Annotated in this window: 15 protein-coding genes; 6 read left to right on the top strand and 9 right to left on the bottom strand. The window is 34.7% G+C overall.

Translation table 11 applies throughout. From position 1 onward, the window contains the following. Positions 1 to 226 precede the first annotated feature (226 nt). Positions 227 to 1309, bottom strand: a complete 1083-nt coding sequence (locus EGH73_RS13410) for a mannose-1-phosphate guanylyltransferase (protein WP_245985539.1) — start codon at positions 1307 to 1309, stop codon at positions 227 to 229. After that, positions 1293 to 1901 (bottom strand): SprT-like domain-containing protein, encoded by a 609-nt coding sequence (locus EGH73_RS13405; RefSeq protein WP_123282266.1) that lies wholly within the window; start codon positions 1899 to 1901, stop codon positions 1293 to 1295. Before EGH73_RS13405 ends, EGH73_RS13410 begins: the two co-directional genes overlap by 17 nt. A 91-nt stretch (positions 1902 to 1992) precedes the next feature. Here EGH73_RS13405 and EGH73_RS13400 point away from each other — a divergent pair, with 91 nt between their 5' ends. The 3 genes from EGH73_RS13400 (at position 1993) to EGH73_RS13390 (ending at position 4350) form a co-directional block, all read left to right on the top strand. Beyond that, positions 1993 to 2652 (top strand): tetratricopeptide repeat protein, encoded by a 660-nt coding sequence (locus EGH73_RS13400; protein ID WP_184808113.1) that lies wholly within the window; start codon positions 1993 to 1995, stop codon positions 2650 to 2652. A gap of 112 nt (positions 2653 to 2764) precedes the next feature. After that, positions 2765 to 3685, top strand: a complete 921-nt coding sequence (locus EGH73_RS13395; RefSeq protein ID WP_123282264.1) for a sensor histidine kinase — start codon at positions 2765 to 2767, stop codon at positions 3683 to 3685. Further along, positions 3685 to 4350 carry a DNA-binding transcriptional response regulator gene (locus tag EGH73_RS13390; RefSeq protein ID WP_123282263.1) on the top strand — a complete coding sequence of 222 codons (666 nt, stop codon included), beginning with the start codon at positions 3685 to 3687 and terminating at the stop codon, positions 4348 to 4350. The genes EGH73_RS13395 and EGH73_RS13390 overlap by 1 nt, the downstream gene beginning before the upstream one ends. Positions 4351 to 4490: 140 nt before the next feature. Here the strand turns inward: EGH73_RS13390 and EGH73_RS13385 are convergent, their stop codons facing one another. The 5 genes from EGH73_RS13385 to EGH73_RS13365 all read right to left on the bottom strand — a co-directional run bounded on the left by EGH73_RS13385 (position 4491) and on the right by EGH73_RS13365 (position 8504). After that, complete coding sequence (locus EGH73_RS13385) at positions 4491 to 4940, bottom strand: GNAT family N-acetyltransferase (protein ID WP_123282262.1); 450 nt, start codon at positions 4938 to 4940, stop codon at positions 4491 to 4493. Further along, positions 4933 to 5556 (bottom strand): ribosome biogenesis GTP-binding protein YihA/YsxC, encoded by a 624-nt coding sequence (yihA, locus tag EGH73_RS13380; protein ID WP_123282261.1) that lies wholly within the window; start codon positions 5554 to 5556, stop codon positions 4933 to 4935. Before yihA ends, EGH73_RS13385 begins: the two co-directional genes overlap by 8 nt. Positions 5557 to 5647: 91 nt before the next feature. Continuing rightward, complete coding sequence (locus EGH73_RS13375; RefSeq protein WP_089770864.1) at positions 5648 to 6409, bottom strand: alpha/beta fold hydrolase; 762 nt, start codon at positions 6407 to 6409, stop codon at positions 5648 to 5650. Positions 6410 to 6488: 79 nt separating this feature from the next. Continuing rightward, the gene (locus tag EGH73_RS13370; RefSeq protein ID WP_089770865.1) at positions 6489 to 6881 is read right to left on the bottom strand and encodes a hypothetical protein; all 393 of its coding nucleotides are present in this window, start codon (positions 6879 to 6881) and stop codon (positions 6489 to 6491) included. Positions 6882 to 7103: 222 nt separating this feature from the next. Further along, entirely contained in the window at positions 7104 to 8504 is a 1401-nt protein-coding gene (locus tag EGH73_RS13365) for a nucleoside recognition domain-containing protein (RefSeq protein ID WP_123282260.1), read from the bottom strand. A 406-nt stretch (positions 8505 to 8910) separates the two neighbouring features. Between EGH73_RS13365 and EGH73_RS13360 the strand changes: the two genes are divergently transcribed. The 3 genes from EGH73_RS13360 to metQ all read left to right on the top strand — a co-directional run bounded on the left by EGH73_RS13360 (position 8911) and on the right by metQ (position 11485). Beyond that, a complete protein-coding gene (locus EGH73_RS13360; protein ID WP_123282259.1) occupies positions 8911 to 9939 on the top strand; it encodes a methionine ABC transporter ATP-binding protein in 1029 nt (342 codons plus the stop codon). Continuing rightward, the gene (metI, locus tag EGH73_RS13355) at positions 9929 to 10582 is read left to right on the top strand and encodes a methionine ABC transporter permease MetI (protein WP_123282258.1); all 654 of its coding nucleotides are present in this window, start codon (positions 9929 to 9931) and stop codon (positions 10580 to 10582) included. Before EGH73_RS13360 ends, metI begins: the two co-directional genes overlap by 11 nt. Before the next feature lie 102 nt (positions 10583 to 10684). Next, the gene (gene metQ / locus EGH73_RS13350; RefSeq protein ID WP_123282257.1) at positions 10685 to 11485 is read left to right on the top strand and encodes a methionine ABC transporter substrate-binding lipoprotein MetQ; all 801 of its coding nucleotides are present in this window, start codon (positions 10685 to 10687) and stop codon (positions 11483 to 11485) included. Between the two features lie 54 nt (positions 11486 to 11539). Here metQ and EGH73_RS13345 read toward each other — a convergent pair whose 3' ends face one another. Further along, positions 11540 to 12049: a DUF6973 domain-containing protein gene (locus EGH73_RS13345; protein ID WP_123282256.1), complete on the bottom strand. Its 510-nt coding sequence runs from the start codon at positions 12047 to 12049 to the stop codon at positions 11540 to 11542. A 52-nt stretch (positions 12050 to 12101) separates the two neighbouring features. Next, on the bottom strand, positions 12102 to 12959 hold the full coding sequence (gene accD, locus EGH73_RS13340) for an acetyl-CoA carboxylase, carboxyltransferase subunit beta (RefSeq protein WP_123282255.1): 858 nt from the start codon (positions 12957 to 12959) through the stop codon (positions 12102 to 12104). Between the last annotated feature and the right edge of the window lie 83 nt (positions 12960 to 13042).

The raw sequence follows: 13042 nt of genomic DNA, 5'->3' as shown, positions 1-13042 counted from the left end.
TTCTCCAAAATATCATTAACAATCCGAACAGGATGATTTTCGGGAATCAAATCCTCAAAACTATAAGGAAACAAAACCAACTGATTTTGATTGTAATGCTTAAAATTCATAAACAACTCTCTGATTATCAGATATAAATATACGAAAACCCTCAATAATAACCAAAAAAAAATCCGCCTCAGTTGTGAGACGGATTCGATAAATTCTTATTGATTTTTTTATAAAATCACATAAATCTTTCTCCTTTTTTAAGATTCTTCAAATCTAGAACATAATCTTTGATAAGCTGATCGTTTTCTCTTGGACAGATTAGTAAGGCTTTTTCTGTATCTACAATAATATAATTTTTCAAACCATCGATTATTGCAGCTTTGTTCTGATTTTTGATTCTAATAACGTTTCCTTTGGAGTTGTAAGTTAACACATTTTTGGAGTTGCTGGCGTTATTATCATCATTTTTATCCGCATTGGTGTAAACCGACGTCCAAGTTCCTAGATCGCTCCAGCCAATATTTGCCGGAATTACATAAACATTATCCGCTTTTTCCAAAATCCCATTGTCTATAGAAATTTTGCTAACGATTGGATAAATCACATCAATGTATTCTTTTTCTGCTGCTGTATTATATTCGCAAGTATTAAACTGATTAGCCATTTCTGGTAGAAATTTTTTAAAAGCGGCAAGAATACTTTTCGCACTCCATATAAAAATTCCCGCATTCCAAAGGAAATCACCAGATTCTATGAAGCTTTTTGCTATTTCAAGATCTGGCTTTTCGGTAAACGTTTTTACTTTTGAATAATTTTCGTTTTTTTCTTGAATAAACTGTATATAGCCATATCCTGTGTCTGGTCTGGTTGGCGCAATTCCGAGTGTTATCAAATAATCATTCTTGGTAGTAATATCTAATGCTAATTCCACTTTTTCAAGGAAAGTTTTCTCTTTCAAAATCAGATGATCCGCCGGCATTACAATAATATTTGCATCGGGGTTTACATTCTCTATTTTCTTAGCCATGTAAATATTGCATGCCGATGTATTTTTCATTGCTGGCTCACCGACAATGTTTTCCGAAGGCACTTCTGGCAACTGCTGTTTCGTGAGATCTACATACTCGCGGTTTGTAATAATATATATATTTTCTGTTGGGATAATCTGGCTTATTCTGTCAAATGTCTGTTGAATCATCGTTCTTCCCGTTCCTAAAATATCTTGAAATTGTTTTGGAAATTTCTGAGTGCTCATAGGCCAGAAACGGCTGCCTATACCTCCCGCCATTATTACACAATAGTTATTGTTTTTCGTCATCTAGTATAATCTTTTCAACCTTCGCCAAAGGGCGGAACAAATATTTTTTTGAATTATTCAAATTAGTACAAAGATATAATTTTTTCTTTTTTTCCAAGATGCTGTATTTTTCGTTTTTGTAGAGAAACGTATCACCAATTGACATACTTTCAATAAAAGTTGATTTGTCATTTGAATCCTTTACATGGAAATATCGAACAAGATCCGGACTGGCCATAAAATTAGCTTTTGGATTCTCAGAAAACTTAGCGATGATTGGCTTAAGGTCGACACTATAAACATCTGAACTTTCTCGTAGCATGTTACGGAAAGTATCTTTCCACTCTTTTCCGTGTGCAGAAATCTTATAATTAAATTTTTCAAAAGCAATAAGATGGGCCAGTTCGTGAGTGAGAACAAAGAAAAATAACTGTTTATCTAGTGTAGAATTTATAGTGATTTGATGTGATTTATCCTGAAGTTTTCTATAATCACCGAGTTTGCTATCCCTGTTTTTTGTAATCTTGATATGAATAACATAGTCTGCGAACCATTTTTTCAAAAAAGGCAATGTGCGCTCCGGTAAATATTGTTCGAGAACGTTTATAGACATTAATAAAATTTAGTACAAAAATAATTATAAATCTTATCACTCTCTTTTGAGGTTATTTTAATTTTATTAAATTTAGAGTTAAATAAAATCCTTGCGTTTATTTTTATATTTACTTCTATTTTTTTTAGTTTTCTCCTGCAAAAAAGAGGAAAAGCACTCCAGCATAGAAAAGTCAGGAAGACAAACAAACTTTTTTTATGAAAAATCTTTTGTCTTTCTTGATCAGGAAAAATTAGATAGTGCTTATCTGTATTTTAATAAATCTAAAGAACTTTTTCAGAGAAAAAATGACAGTTTAGGCGTTGCAAAATGCATCGTAAACATAGCGATTTTACAAGAAAAAGTAGGCGATAATTACGGAAGCATAGAGTCTAGCCTTTCCGCTTTCAAACTCTTGAAAGAAAAGGATACTTCACATCATTCCTTCATATTCAGTAATTACAATAATCTGGGTGTTACATCTTATGATCTAAAAAACTACGACGATGCTAAAAGATTCTATAACAAGGCATTATTATTTACCAGTGATCCTATAGATAGAATAATGACCGCCAATAATATTGCAATTGTATATCACAATCAGAAAAGATACGACAAAGCTGTTTTTATCTATACAAAACTCCTTGACAGCCTTGGTTCCAAGAGTGAATTCTATCCAAAAATTCTGATAAATTATTCTAGATCCAAGTGGTTTCAGAATTCTAAATATAATCCTGTAGGCAACTATCTAATCGCTGAAAAGCTAAGCTGAAAAGCTAAGCCGAAAAGCTGGAGATGATTGGACCACAGACGCGGCATACAGCTATCTCTCCGCTTATTACCTTAATAAAGCAAAAGATTCTTCCAGATATTATGCTACTAAAATGCTGGACTTATCAAAGAAACTCAAATATCCTGCGGATGAATTGGAGGCACTCCAGATACTTGTAAAAGTAGCGCATGGCGAGGAAAATCAAGAGTTTTTTGATCGATTCGTCACACTTCAGGATAGTGTTTTGTTGGCTCAAAATAAAGCTAAAAATCAATTTGCTTTAATTCGGTTTGAAAGTGAAAAAACCAAATCGGAAAATCTGATTTTGCAAAAAGAAAAAGTCTTGCAAAAATTTAAAATGGAAAAACAAAAACTAATGATCTGGCTTTTGATTGTTATTTTTGTTTGTGCAGGAAGCGCTGGATTTTTGTGGGTTAGAAGAAGACGTAAAAGGCTTATTCTGGAAGCTGAGAATAAGCTTCAGGAACAGCGTTTGGATTTCTCAAAAAAAGTGCACGATGTGGTAACGAACGGACTGTATGAGGTCATCTCAACAATTGAAAATCAAAACGATATTCCTAAAGAAAAAATACTGGATAAATTGGAAATAATGTATGAGAAATCCAGGGATCTGTCTTACGAAGATCATCAAGATATTGAATTCTACGAAAAAATATCTGGTTTGATAGGATCTTTTGATAATGATGAAACAAGAATTATTATCATTGGAAATGATAGTACGTTTTGGGAAGACATTTCTGCAGATGCTTTCGAGGAGCTGTTTCAGGTCATTCGGGAACTTTTGATAAATATGAAAAAACACAGCGATGCGAGCCAGGTTATTATCAGATTTAATAAAAATGATAATTCTTATATAATAAGCTATTCTGATAATGGAATGGGAGTTTCTGAAAACAAAGCTGAAAAAAATGGTTTCACAAATACCAGATCCCGGCTTGCAAAAATAAACGCTGAAATGAATATTGACAATAATTCCCCTGGCTTGAAATTATTAATAAAACACAAAAGGTAATGTTCAAAAAAGTATTGATTGCAGAAGACCACGAAAGCAGTAATTTTTCCGTTCAAAATATTGTAAAACAAATGGAGATAACTATTGCGGATTATTTTTATTATTGCGATGATGCATTCTCTCATCTCAAGAAATCTATAGAAAAACAGTCGCCTTATGAGCTTCTGATCACAGACTTATCCTTTGAAGATGATGGAAGGAAACAATTTATAAAAGACGGTAAGGAACTAATAAAATGTTGCAGAGACGAATATCCAGACATCAAAGTTATCGTCTTTTCCGGAGAGCACAGATTAGGCATTATCGATTTATTATTCAGTGAGTTAAAAATCAATGCATTTGTAAGAAAAGCAAGGTCAGACAGCCGGGAATTGAAAAAAGCCATTGAGCTGGTTTATAGTAATCACTCCTACATATCGAACAATTTAAAGTTGCCTATAAAAAAGGTAAATTCCTTGGAATTCAGTAATTATGATATTATTCTTATTACGCTCTTATCAGAAGGGATACTTCAGAAAAATATTCCGCAGATTCTCCAACAGCGGAACATTAATCCAAACAGCCTAAGCAGCGTGGAAAAAAGAATTAGTACAATGAAAATAGCAATGGACGTTAAAAATAATGAACAACTCATAGCGCGTTGTAAAGATTTAGGAATAATTTAAAAAAAAATCCCATTTTACGGTTTCCCGTAAGGAAATGAAAAAAGATCGATATAATTTTGTCAAAGATTAGTAACCATAAAGATCAAATAAAAGAATACATTCATTTTCAAAAGATCGCCGAACCCACATTCGGCGATTTTTTATTTTCTAAACATCTCTGTGTGAGGCAAGTTATCTTCCAGATATTTTTTACCAGTATCTACAAATCCAAAATCCGAGTAGAATCTCAGCAAATAATCCTGAGCAGAAATCCTCACTTCTGTTTGATGCAATCGGTTTTCTATCAATTCTAAAGCATATTTTATCAACTGTCTCCCTAGACCTTTTCCTCTGCCTTTCTCTGTTGTGATAACTCTGCCGATGGAAGTTTCCTCGTACTTTATTCCTTTATCAAAAATGCGACAATAAGCCAAGACTTCGCCATCTTTTTCTGCCCAGAGATGAACCGCCTTTTGGTCATAGTCGTCCAAATCCGGATATGGACAATTTTGCTCTACTACAAAAACATTAACCCTGGCTTTTATTACAGAATAAAGTTCCTGTGTGGTAATCTCATCGAATGTTTTTATTTTCCACAACACATTATCCATTGAAGTCCACTTTATTTTTAGTTAAAAAGTCATTAGTTGTACTGATGAAGTTCAGAATTTCTTCCGTTCCTTCCTTTTTTTCAGCAGATGTGACATAGATTTCCGGAAGACTATCCCAACTTTTCAGAAGCTCTACTTTGTACTTTTCTACGTTATCCTTGGCAGCATTTGGCTTCATCTTGTCCAGTTTGGTAAAAACGATGGAAAAAGGAATTCCATTTTCTCCACACCATTCTATGAACTCAACATCAATTTTTTGCGGTGTATGCCGGATGTCTATGAGAACAAAAAGGTTAACGAGGTTTTTCCTGTTTAGGATATAATTGGTAATGAGTTTTTCAAAATCTTTTCTCAGACTTTTGGAAACTTTTGCATAACCATAACCTGGCAAATCCGTAAGATACCAGTTTTCATTGACCAAAAAATGATTGATTAGCTGAGTTTTTCCAGGCGTTCCAGAAGTTTTTGCAAGATCTTTTCTTCCCAACATGGCATTGATGAGAGATGATTTTCCCACATTAGAGCGTCCTATGAAAGCATATTCCGGAAGTGTCGGTTCAGGGCATTCTTGCCATTTTTGACTGCTTTTTACAAACTCCGAAGTTTTGATCTGCATAATTTTTATATTTAAAAAACCATTAAAAACTCAATTTATATTGCTAGAAATCAAATCCTTAATGGTTTATACTGATTTTGTTTTATTTTACTTACATCACTTTTTGGAGCCAACTGTAAAGAATCTCGTTGAATTCGTCGGGCTTTTCCATCATAGCCGCATGTCCGCAATGGTCTAACCAATAGAGTGAGGAATTGGGGATAAATTTGTGCATATCTTCTGCCACTTCCGGCGGTGTCACATTATCTTGTTTTCCCCAGATGATGCACGTTGGGCAAGTGATTTTTGGAAGGTCATTCAACATATTATGTTTGATGGCACTTCTGGCAAGCATCACCGTTTTGATGCCCTTCATTCTGTCATTTACGACTGCAAAAACCTCATCTACCAATTCATCTGTAGCCACAGCAGGATCATAAAAAACATCCTGAGTTTTCTTTTTGATATATTCTTTATCGCTTTTTCTAGGGAAACTGTCCCCAAACGTTCTCTCATACAAGCCAGAACTTCCTGTTAACACAAGGTTTCTGACCAATTCCGGACGGGAAGTTACCAGAATCAAACCGATGTGTCCGCCCATAGAATTCCCAACAATGGTGACCGGTTTTCCAACGACGTCTGTGATAAATTTGGCAACAAATTTTGATATAGATGTTAGATTGGTATGCAGAATGGGCAAATCATAAATAGGCAACTGCGGCACAAAGACCTGATATCCTTTGTCCGAAAAAAAATTGATCATCTTATCGAAGTTGCTCAACCCCCCCATTAATCCGTGCAAAAGCACCATTGGATGACCTTCACCTGCTTCCAGGTAAGTGTATTTTTTGTCTTTCTTTGTTTTAAAAATCATATTGCTCTATCGATAGCCCGCCAAAATTACAAATAAAAGATTAAATTTTGTACCAAGCTGCCTAATACATTAGTTTATTTTATTTTAATTCCGATTTTAGTTCATTAATTCTGTTAATAATTGGCAATGCAAAAATCCCGCTAGACTGCAAATAAAGTTCGTAGAATGTTTTGGCTTTGTCTGCAAAATCAATTTTTTCTTCTGTTCTGTAATAAAACATAAAAACATTGCCCAACATCTCGTAATAATCCGCGTGGTCTTTGGATTCTCGTTCTTTTACAAGTTCAATAATATCTTCTTGTGATTTTAATGCTAATTCTTTAAAATTAATTTTAAAAATATCCTTCATCAGAGAATCAAAATCGAGTTCTTTTTGCATCAGACTTTCCTCCGGTTTTCCGAGAAGCAGTTTTTCTAAAGCTTGTGTTAATTGCCGAATTAATCGAAGTGTAAAGTCTTTATCTTGAATCATTGATTAGGTTTTAATTGTTCGGATTTAGAGTCTGTTCAAATTTTCATTGAAACCACAAAAGTAACAAAAGCTGTTACTTTTTTTAGTTTAATAAAAGTTCAAAAAAGAAATCTGTTTTAAAAACCTTAGCTTTTTGTCTCTTTTTTAACAGTTTTTCTTGATTTTCTTATGTGACTTTTGTGGTTTAAAGTTTTTTTTACACCTTCTTAGATTGGCAAATTATTACCCAAAAAACAAATAAGCCAAAACAATCGCAGTAATCACGCCAACCAAATCTGCCAACAACATCGAACCAACTGTATATCTTGTATTTTTAATGCCAACAGAACCGAAATATACGGCGATGACGTAAAATGTTGTATCAGAACTTCCTTGCAGAATTGCCGATAATTTCCCTGCAAAACTGTCTGCTCCAAAAGTTTTCATCGTATCCACCATCATTCCGCGAGCTCCGGAACCTGATAATGGTTTTATCAAAGCTGTCGGTAATCCGTCCACGAATCTTGTATCCAGATGTGATGCACTCGCAATCCATTTCATTCCGTCTATAATCACATCAAAAACGCCACTTGTTCTGAGTAATGAAATTGCAATTAACATCCCAACCAAATACGGAATAATCTTGACGCAAACTGTAAATCCTTCTTTTGCACCGTCAATAAATGCATCGAAGATGTTGATTTTTTTGTAAACTGCGCCAAGGACAATTGCTAAGAAAATCAACAGGATAATTCCGTTGCTCATCACTTTGCTGAAAGAATCTAATTCTTCTTTATTCAATTGAACTAGATAAATTACTAATAAAGCAATAATTGCAGAAATCCCACCAACATAAGCTAAAACGAGTGGCTGAAAAAGATTGATTCTTTGTCGAATAGAAACAATTGTCATCGCTGCGAGAGTCGCACAAAAAGTCGCAATCATACAAGGCAAGAAAATATCTGTCGGTGTTTCCGAACCCATTGATGAACGAATCGCAATAATGGAAACCGGAATCAATGTCAATCCGCTGGCGTGCAAGCAGAGAAACATAATTTGTGCATTGCTGGCTCTGTCTTTATCAGGATTCAAAGTTTGGAGACTTTCCATTGCTTTAAGCCCGAAAGGCGTTGCGGCATTATCAAGACCGAGAAGATTGGCACTGAAATTCAGCATCATATGTCCAAATGACGGATGGTTTTTAGGAATCTCCGGAAATAATTTTGAGAAAAATGGTTGAATCAATCGGCTTAGAAAATTAATTCCGCCTGCTTTTTCAGCTATGCTCATAAATCCCATAAATAAAGCCATTATTCCAATGAGTTTCAAACAGATATTAACAGCTGTTTCGCTGGTTCCGATCACACCATCAGTTTCTGCAACTCGGTAAGTTTTGACATTTTGAAGAGAATCCATTTTGTAATGAATATGACTGTCTTCGAAATCTGGAGTTGTTAATAACACTTTCTGAATATCAGGAGAAATCTGAGCCAAAGGTTTTTGCGAAATCTGAATCGTGTCACCACCTTTCCCAACAACCATATCGTTGAAAATCTGACTGTAATTTTCTGAACTGAAATATTTAACTGATGCAACCGCAATTGCAATGATGATGAAGGCTGACCAAATCCTGCTTAAAACCATTTTTGGAAATTAATTTTTAGTAAATGTAAGAAAAAAGGAAATCAATTGAAGAAGTTAGATTTTAGAAATTAGAAGTTAGATTGGAACATCCAATCTGCAGCCCGAGCTGAGTGGAGCTCATTTTTTTGTTTGGCAAATGCTTGGCAAAAAAATAGCGGGAACGGAGCGCGGATAAAGCTGCCCAAATCAACATCTGAAAAACTGACATTTGTCATTTAATTCAAATTATACTTGTTTGGTATGAATTGAATTTTATAGTTTTGCAAAGGCTTTTTTAAAACACTATGACAATGGTGGAATTTGTTTATTGCATAAGATTTATATGAAGAAGAAATAGTGTGTTTATTTTGAAAACCTTTCATAATCTCATTTGAAAGGTTTTTTATTTTTTAATTAATGAATAAAAATGATTGAACTGCTGAACGTTTCCAAACGTTTTACAACTAAAAATAAAACCATCCAAGCCTTGTCCAATGTTTCTCTGAATGTAGAAAAAGGGGAAATCTTTGGCGTGATTGGAACTTCTGGTGCCGGAAAAAGTACATTGATCCGTTGCGTGAACCTTCTGGAAAAACCAAACGAGGGAAAAGTAATTGTCGACAATGTAGAATTGACAAAACTATCCGAATCTCAACTGACTCTAGAACGCAGAAAGATTGCCATGATTTTCCAGCATTTTAACTTATTATCATCAAGAAATGTTTTTGACAATGTAGCTTTTCCGTTGGAATTAGAAGGGAAATCGAAATCGGTAATAAAGGAAAAAGTGGATTCGCTTTTGGAATTGGTTGGACTGAAAGAAAAGGCAAAAGATTATCCAGCGAATCTTTCTGGCGGACAAAAACAGAGAGTTGCGATTGCGAGAGCATTGGCAAACGACCCAAAAGTTTTGTTGTGCGACGAAGCGACGAGCGCACTAGACCCAGCAACTACAAAATCGATTTTACAACTTCTGAAATCTATTAATCAAAAACTGAATCTCACGATTCTTCTCATCACGCACGAGATGGAAGTGATTAAAAGTATTTGCGATAAAGTTGCCGTGATTGACAATGGAGAATTGGCGGAACAAGGGAAAGTTGAACAGATTTTCATTCATCCGGAAAAGGAAATAACGAAAGGTTTTATCCAAGCTTCTCTGAATGTAGAATTGCCTTTGATTTATCAGAATTCTATCCGTAAAATCTCCAGCGAAAATGATTATCCTTTGGTTAAAATTTTGGTTGGAGGCAATGATGAGCAGAGTTTTTTGATCCTTAATCTTTTTGAAAAATTTCAGGTTAAAGCTAAGATTATCAGCGCACAACTGGAGTATGTTGGCCACTTGAATTTTGGTGTTTTGATTTTGGAACTGCAAGGAAAAAATATTAATGAAGCTTTGGCTTATTTGGAAAATGAATATACAAACACAGAAATTTTAGGTTATGTCGGATAGTATTATCAATTTGTTATTCCAAGGGACAATTGAAACCATTGTAATGACCTTGGTTTCAGGATTTTTCGGATTTATTTTAGGATTACCGACGGGAATTTTTCTTTTCCTCACAAGAAAAGACCAATTATTGGAAAATAAGATATCACACCAAATCGTATCAATTATAGTCAATATTTTCCGTTCGATTCCGTTTATCATTCTCATTGTTTGGATGATACCTTTCACAAGAACTATTGTTGGAACATCGATTGGCGTTTCTGCAGCATTGGTTCCGCTGAGTGTGGGTTCTGCTCCATTCATTGCGAGATTGGTAGAAAACAGCCTGTTGGAAATCCCATCAGGATTGATAGAAGCAGCGAGAGCAATGGGCGCAAAACCGCTTCAAATCATCCGAAAAGTCCTTTTACCAGAAGCTTTGCCTTCACTAATCAACAATGTGAGTATTACATTAATTACACTTGTCGGATATTCTGCAATGGGCGGTGCAGTTGGTGCTGGCGGATTGGGACAAGTTGGTTATCAGTACGGTTATATCGGATATGATTTTGCGATAATGAATTCAGTTTTGATTTTATTAATTGTACTGGTTTTCATTATCCAGATTACTGGAGACTTTCTCTCAAAAAAATTCAATCATAGATAAAATTCTTATGGTTGATCGTTTTTAGTTGTCAGTTGATAGACTAAAATCAAACGTCTTAAAATTATAAAATACAACATTATATCATTTAAAATACTTACAAGTATGAAACACAAAATATTTGCTTTAGCATTGGCTATTACCACTTTTTCAGCCTGCAACAAAAAAGAATCTAACCCGAATGTTCTAAGAGTCGGAATTGCAACTGGTCCAGAACAAAATCTTGCCGAAGCTGCGAAAAAAGTAGCAAAAGAAAAATATGGTTTGGAGGTAGAATTGGTTAGTTTCAATGATTATGTTGTTCCGAATGAAGCTTTGAATCAAGGTGATGTGGACGTGAACGCTTTTCAGCATTTGCCTTATTTGGAAGAACAATCCAGACAGCGCGGTTATAAATTGGCAGTTGTGGGAAAAACTTTTGTATTCCCGATTGTGGCTTATTCTAAAAAAATAAAATCACTTTCCGAATTGCAACCCGGACAAACCATCGTGATTCCGAATGACCCAACCAATGGCGGACGTTCTTTATTATTATTACAAAAACAAGGCATTCTGAAATTGAAAGACGGCGTTGGATTGTTGCCAAAAGTAACTGATATAATCGCAAATCCGAAAAATCTGAAAATCTTAGAATTAGAAGCACCACAAATCCCAAGAGTTTTAGAAGATAAAGAAGTGGTTTTGGCCATTATCAATAATAATTTTGCAGCTCAGGCTGGTCTTGACCCTGAAAAAGAAGGCATATTTTCTGAAGATAAAGATTCACCTTACGCTAATCTAATTGTTTCCAGAGAAGATAATAAGAATGATGGAAAAGTGAAAAAATTTGTACAAGCATACCAATCTCCGGAAGTAGAATCTGCCGCGAAACAAACCTTCAAAGGAGGCGCTGTGAAGGCGTGGTAAAACTTCTATTCTATATCTAATTTTGATTGACAAATCTTTTGGTTTGTCAATTTTTTATTCCAGATATATCAATTGATTTTCATCAACTTCCTCATCCACAGACTTTATTAGAACCGCATTTTCCGTCCTCTTCTGCAATTCCTCGATGAAAAAACTGCTTTCAAAAAACTGACGATGAACGCCAGGAATCAGACTCATAAAATAATCCATTCCGACTCTGTTATTATGCAAATCCATTTTAGTTTCCAAAGGTTTGTTAGGAAAAAGATCTTCGTGCATATTCGTAAGTTTTTCACACCATTTCAATGATTTTTCTGGCGAAGATACTTTGCAGAAATACATCATAATCAAACAACACCAATATGAATGTCGGAAAGCGTTTCCTTTGCCATTATTAGAGTTGGTTTCAGGATATAACTCTTTTGCTTTAGCAAAGGCTCTGAAGCTTGCGTAAGTGTATAAAATGGCGAACAAAGGATGCATCAATCCAATAGAAAAAACTTTAAACAGTTTTCCAAAGGTTAATGATTTGAGCGTTCTGAAAAATATACCTATAAATCTCATCAATAAAAAACTCTCCCAAATTTGAGAGAGTGAATTTTGTATTTAAGTTTAATTAATGATACTCGTGTACCAATAATTTTACGATTCTTGAAATCGACTCTTTGATTTCTGTCCTTTTCACGATGAAATCAACAAAACCTTTTTCCTGCAAGAATTCCGAAGTCTGGAAACCTTCTGGCAAATCTTTACCAATTGTCTCACGGATAACTCTAGGTCCTGCAAATCCAATCAAGGCGCTTGGTTCTGCAATAATCACATCAGCAGTCATTGCAAAAGAAGCCGTGATTCCACCAAAAGTTGGGTCTGTCAAATAAGCGATATAAGGCAATCCCGCGTCAGAAAGCTGAACCAACTTAGCTTGAACTTTTGCCAATTGCATTAATGAATATGCCGCTTCCTGCATTCTCGCTCCACCAGATTGGCAGATAATCATATAAGGCAATTGATGTTTGATAGCATAATCGATGGCCCGTCTGATTTTTTCTCCCATTACCGAGCCCAAAGAACCTCCAATAAAAGCAAAATCCATACAAGAAACTACCATTTCTATACCGTTTACTTTTCCGGTTGCATTTCTGATAGAGTCTGTCAGTTTTGTTTTTGATTTTACTTCTTTCAGACGGTCTGTATAAGACTTTGTATCCTTGAATTTAAGAATATCAACACTTTCCACATCCGCATCCAATTCCTTGAATTTGTGATCGTCAAAAAGCATATCGAAATATTCTCTACTTCCGATTCTTACGTGGAAACCATCTTCCGGAGATACAAAATTATTAGCTTTAAGCTCTTCAGCTTCTATGATTTTTCCAGTAGGTGTTTTGTGCCAAAGTCCTTTTGGCACATCTTTTTTGTCCTCTGTAGAAGTGGTAATGTTTTGGGTTTTTCTTTTAAACCAATCAAATGCCATTGATATAATTTTAGATTTTAGATTTTAGATTATAAAAATTAAGCATCATTGACATTTAAAATTTATAATCTAAAATTTACAAT

It is taken from the genome of Epilithonimonas hominis (genome assembly GCF_003730015.1).
Classification (GTDB): domain Bacteria; phylum Bacteroidota; class Bacteroidia; order Flavobacteriales; family Weeksellaceae; genus Epilithonimonas; species Epilithonimonas hominis.
This window is presented reverse-complemented; position numbering and strand designations above follow the sequence as displayed.

What these genes read in the sequence shown, in the direction of transcription:
- EGH73_RS13410 (WP_245985539.1), bottom strand. Translation starts at nt 1,309, where the DNA reads ATGACGAAAAACAATAACTATTGTGTAATAATGGCGGGAGGTATAGGC.
- EGH73_RS13365 (WP_123282260.1), bottom strand. Translation starts at nt 8,504, where the DNA reads ATGGTTTTAAGCAGGATTTGGTCAGCCTTCATCATCATTGCAATTGCG.
- metI (WP_123282258.1), top strand. Translation starts at nt 9,929, where the DNA reads ATGTCGGATAGTATTATCAATTTGTTATTCCAAGGGACAATTGAAACC.
- EGH73_RS13345 (WP_123282256.1), bottom strand. Translation starts at nt 12,049, where the DNA reads ATGAGATTTATAGGTATATTTTTCAGAACGCTCAAATCATTAACCTTT.
- EGH73_RS13385 (WP_123282262.1), bottom strand. Translation starts at nt 4,940, where the DNA reads ATGGATAATGTGTTGTGGAAAATAAAAACATTCGATGAGATTACCACA.
- metQ (WP_123282257.1), top strand. Translation starts at nt 10,685, where the DNA reads ATGAAACACAAAATATTTGCTTTAGCATTGGCTATTACCACTTTTTCA.
- accD (WP_123282255.1), bottom strand. Translation starts at nt 12,959, where the DNA reads ATGGCATTTGATTGGTTTAAAAGAAAAACCCAAAACATTACCACTTCT.
- EGH73_RS13395 (WP_123282264.1), top strand. Translation starts at nt 2,765, where the DNA reads ATGCTGGACTTATCAAAGAAACTCAAATATCCTGCGGATGAATTGGAG.
- EGH73_RS13375 (WP_089770864.1), bottom strand. Translation starts at nt 6,409, where the DNA reads ATGATTTTTAAAACAAAGAAAGACAAAAAATACACTTACCTGGAAGCA.
- EGH73_RS13405 (WP_123282266.1), bottom strand. Translation starts at nt 1,901, where the DNA reads ATGTCTATAAACGTTCTCGAACAATATTTACCGGAGCGCACATTGCCT.
- EGH73_RS13370 (WP_089770865.1), bottom strand. Translation starts at nt 6,881, where the DNA reads ATGATTCAAGATAAAGACTTTACACTTCGATTAATTCGGCAATTAACA.
- yihA (WP_123282261.1), bottom strand. Translation starts at nt 5,556, where the DNA reads ATGCAGATCAAAACTTCGGAGTTTGTAAAAAGCAGTCAAAAATGGCAA.
- EGH73_RS13390 (WP_123282263.1), top strand. Translation starts at nt 3,685, where the DNA reads ATGTTCAAAAAAGTATTGATTGCAGAAGACCACGAAAGCAGTAATTTT.
- EGH73_RS13360 (WP_123282259.1), top strand. Translation starts at nt 8,911, where the DNA reads ATGATTGAACTGCTGAACGTTTCCAAACGTTTTACAACTAAAAATAAA.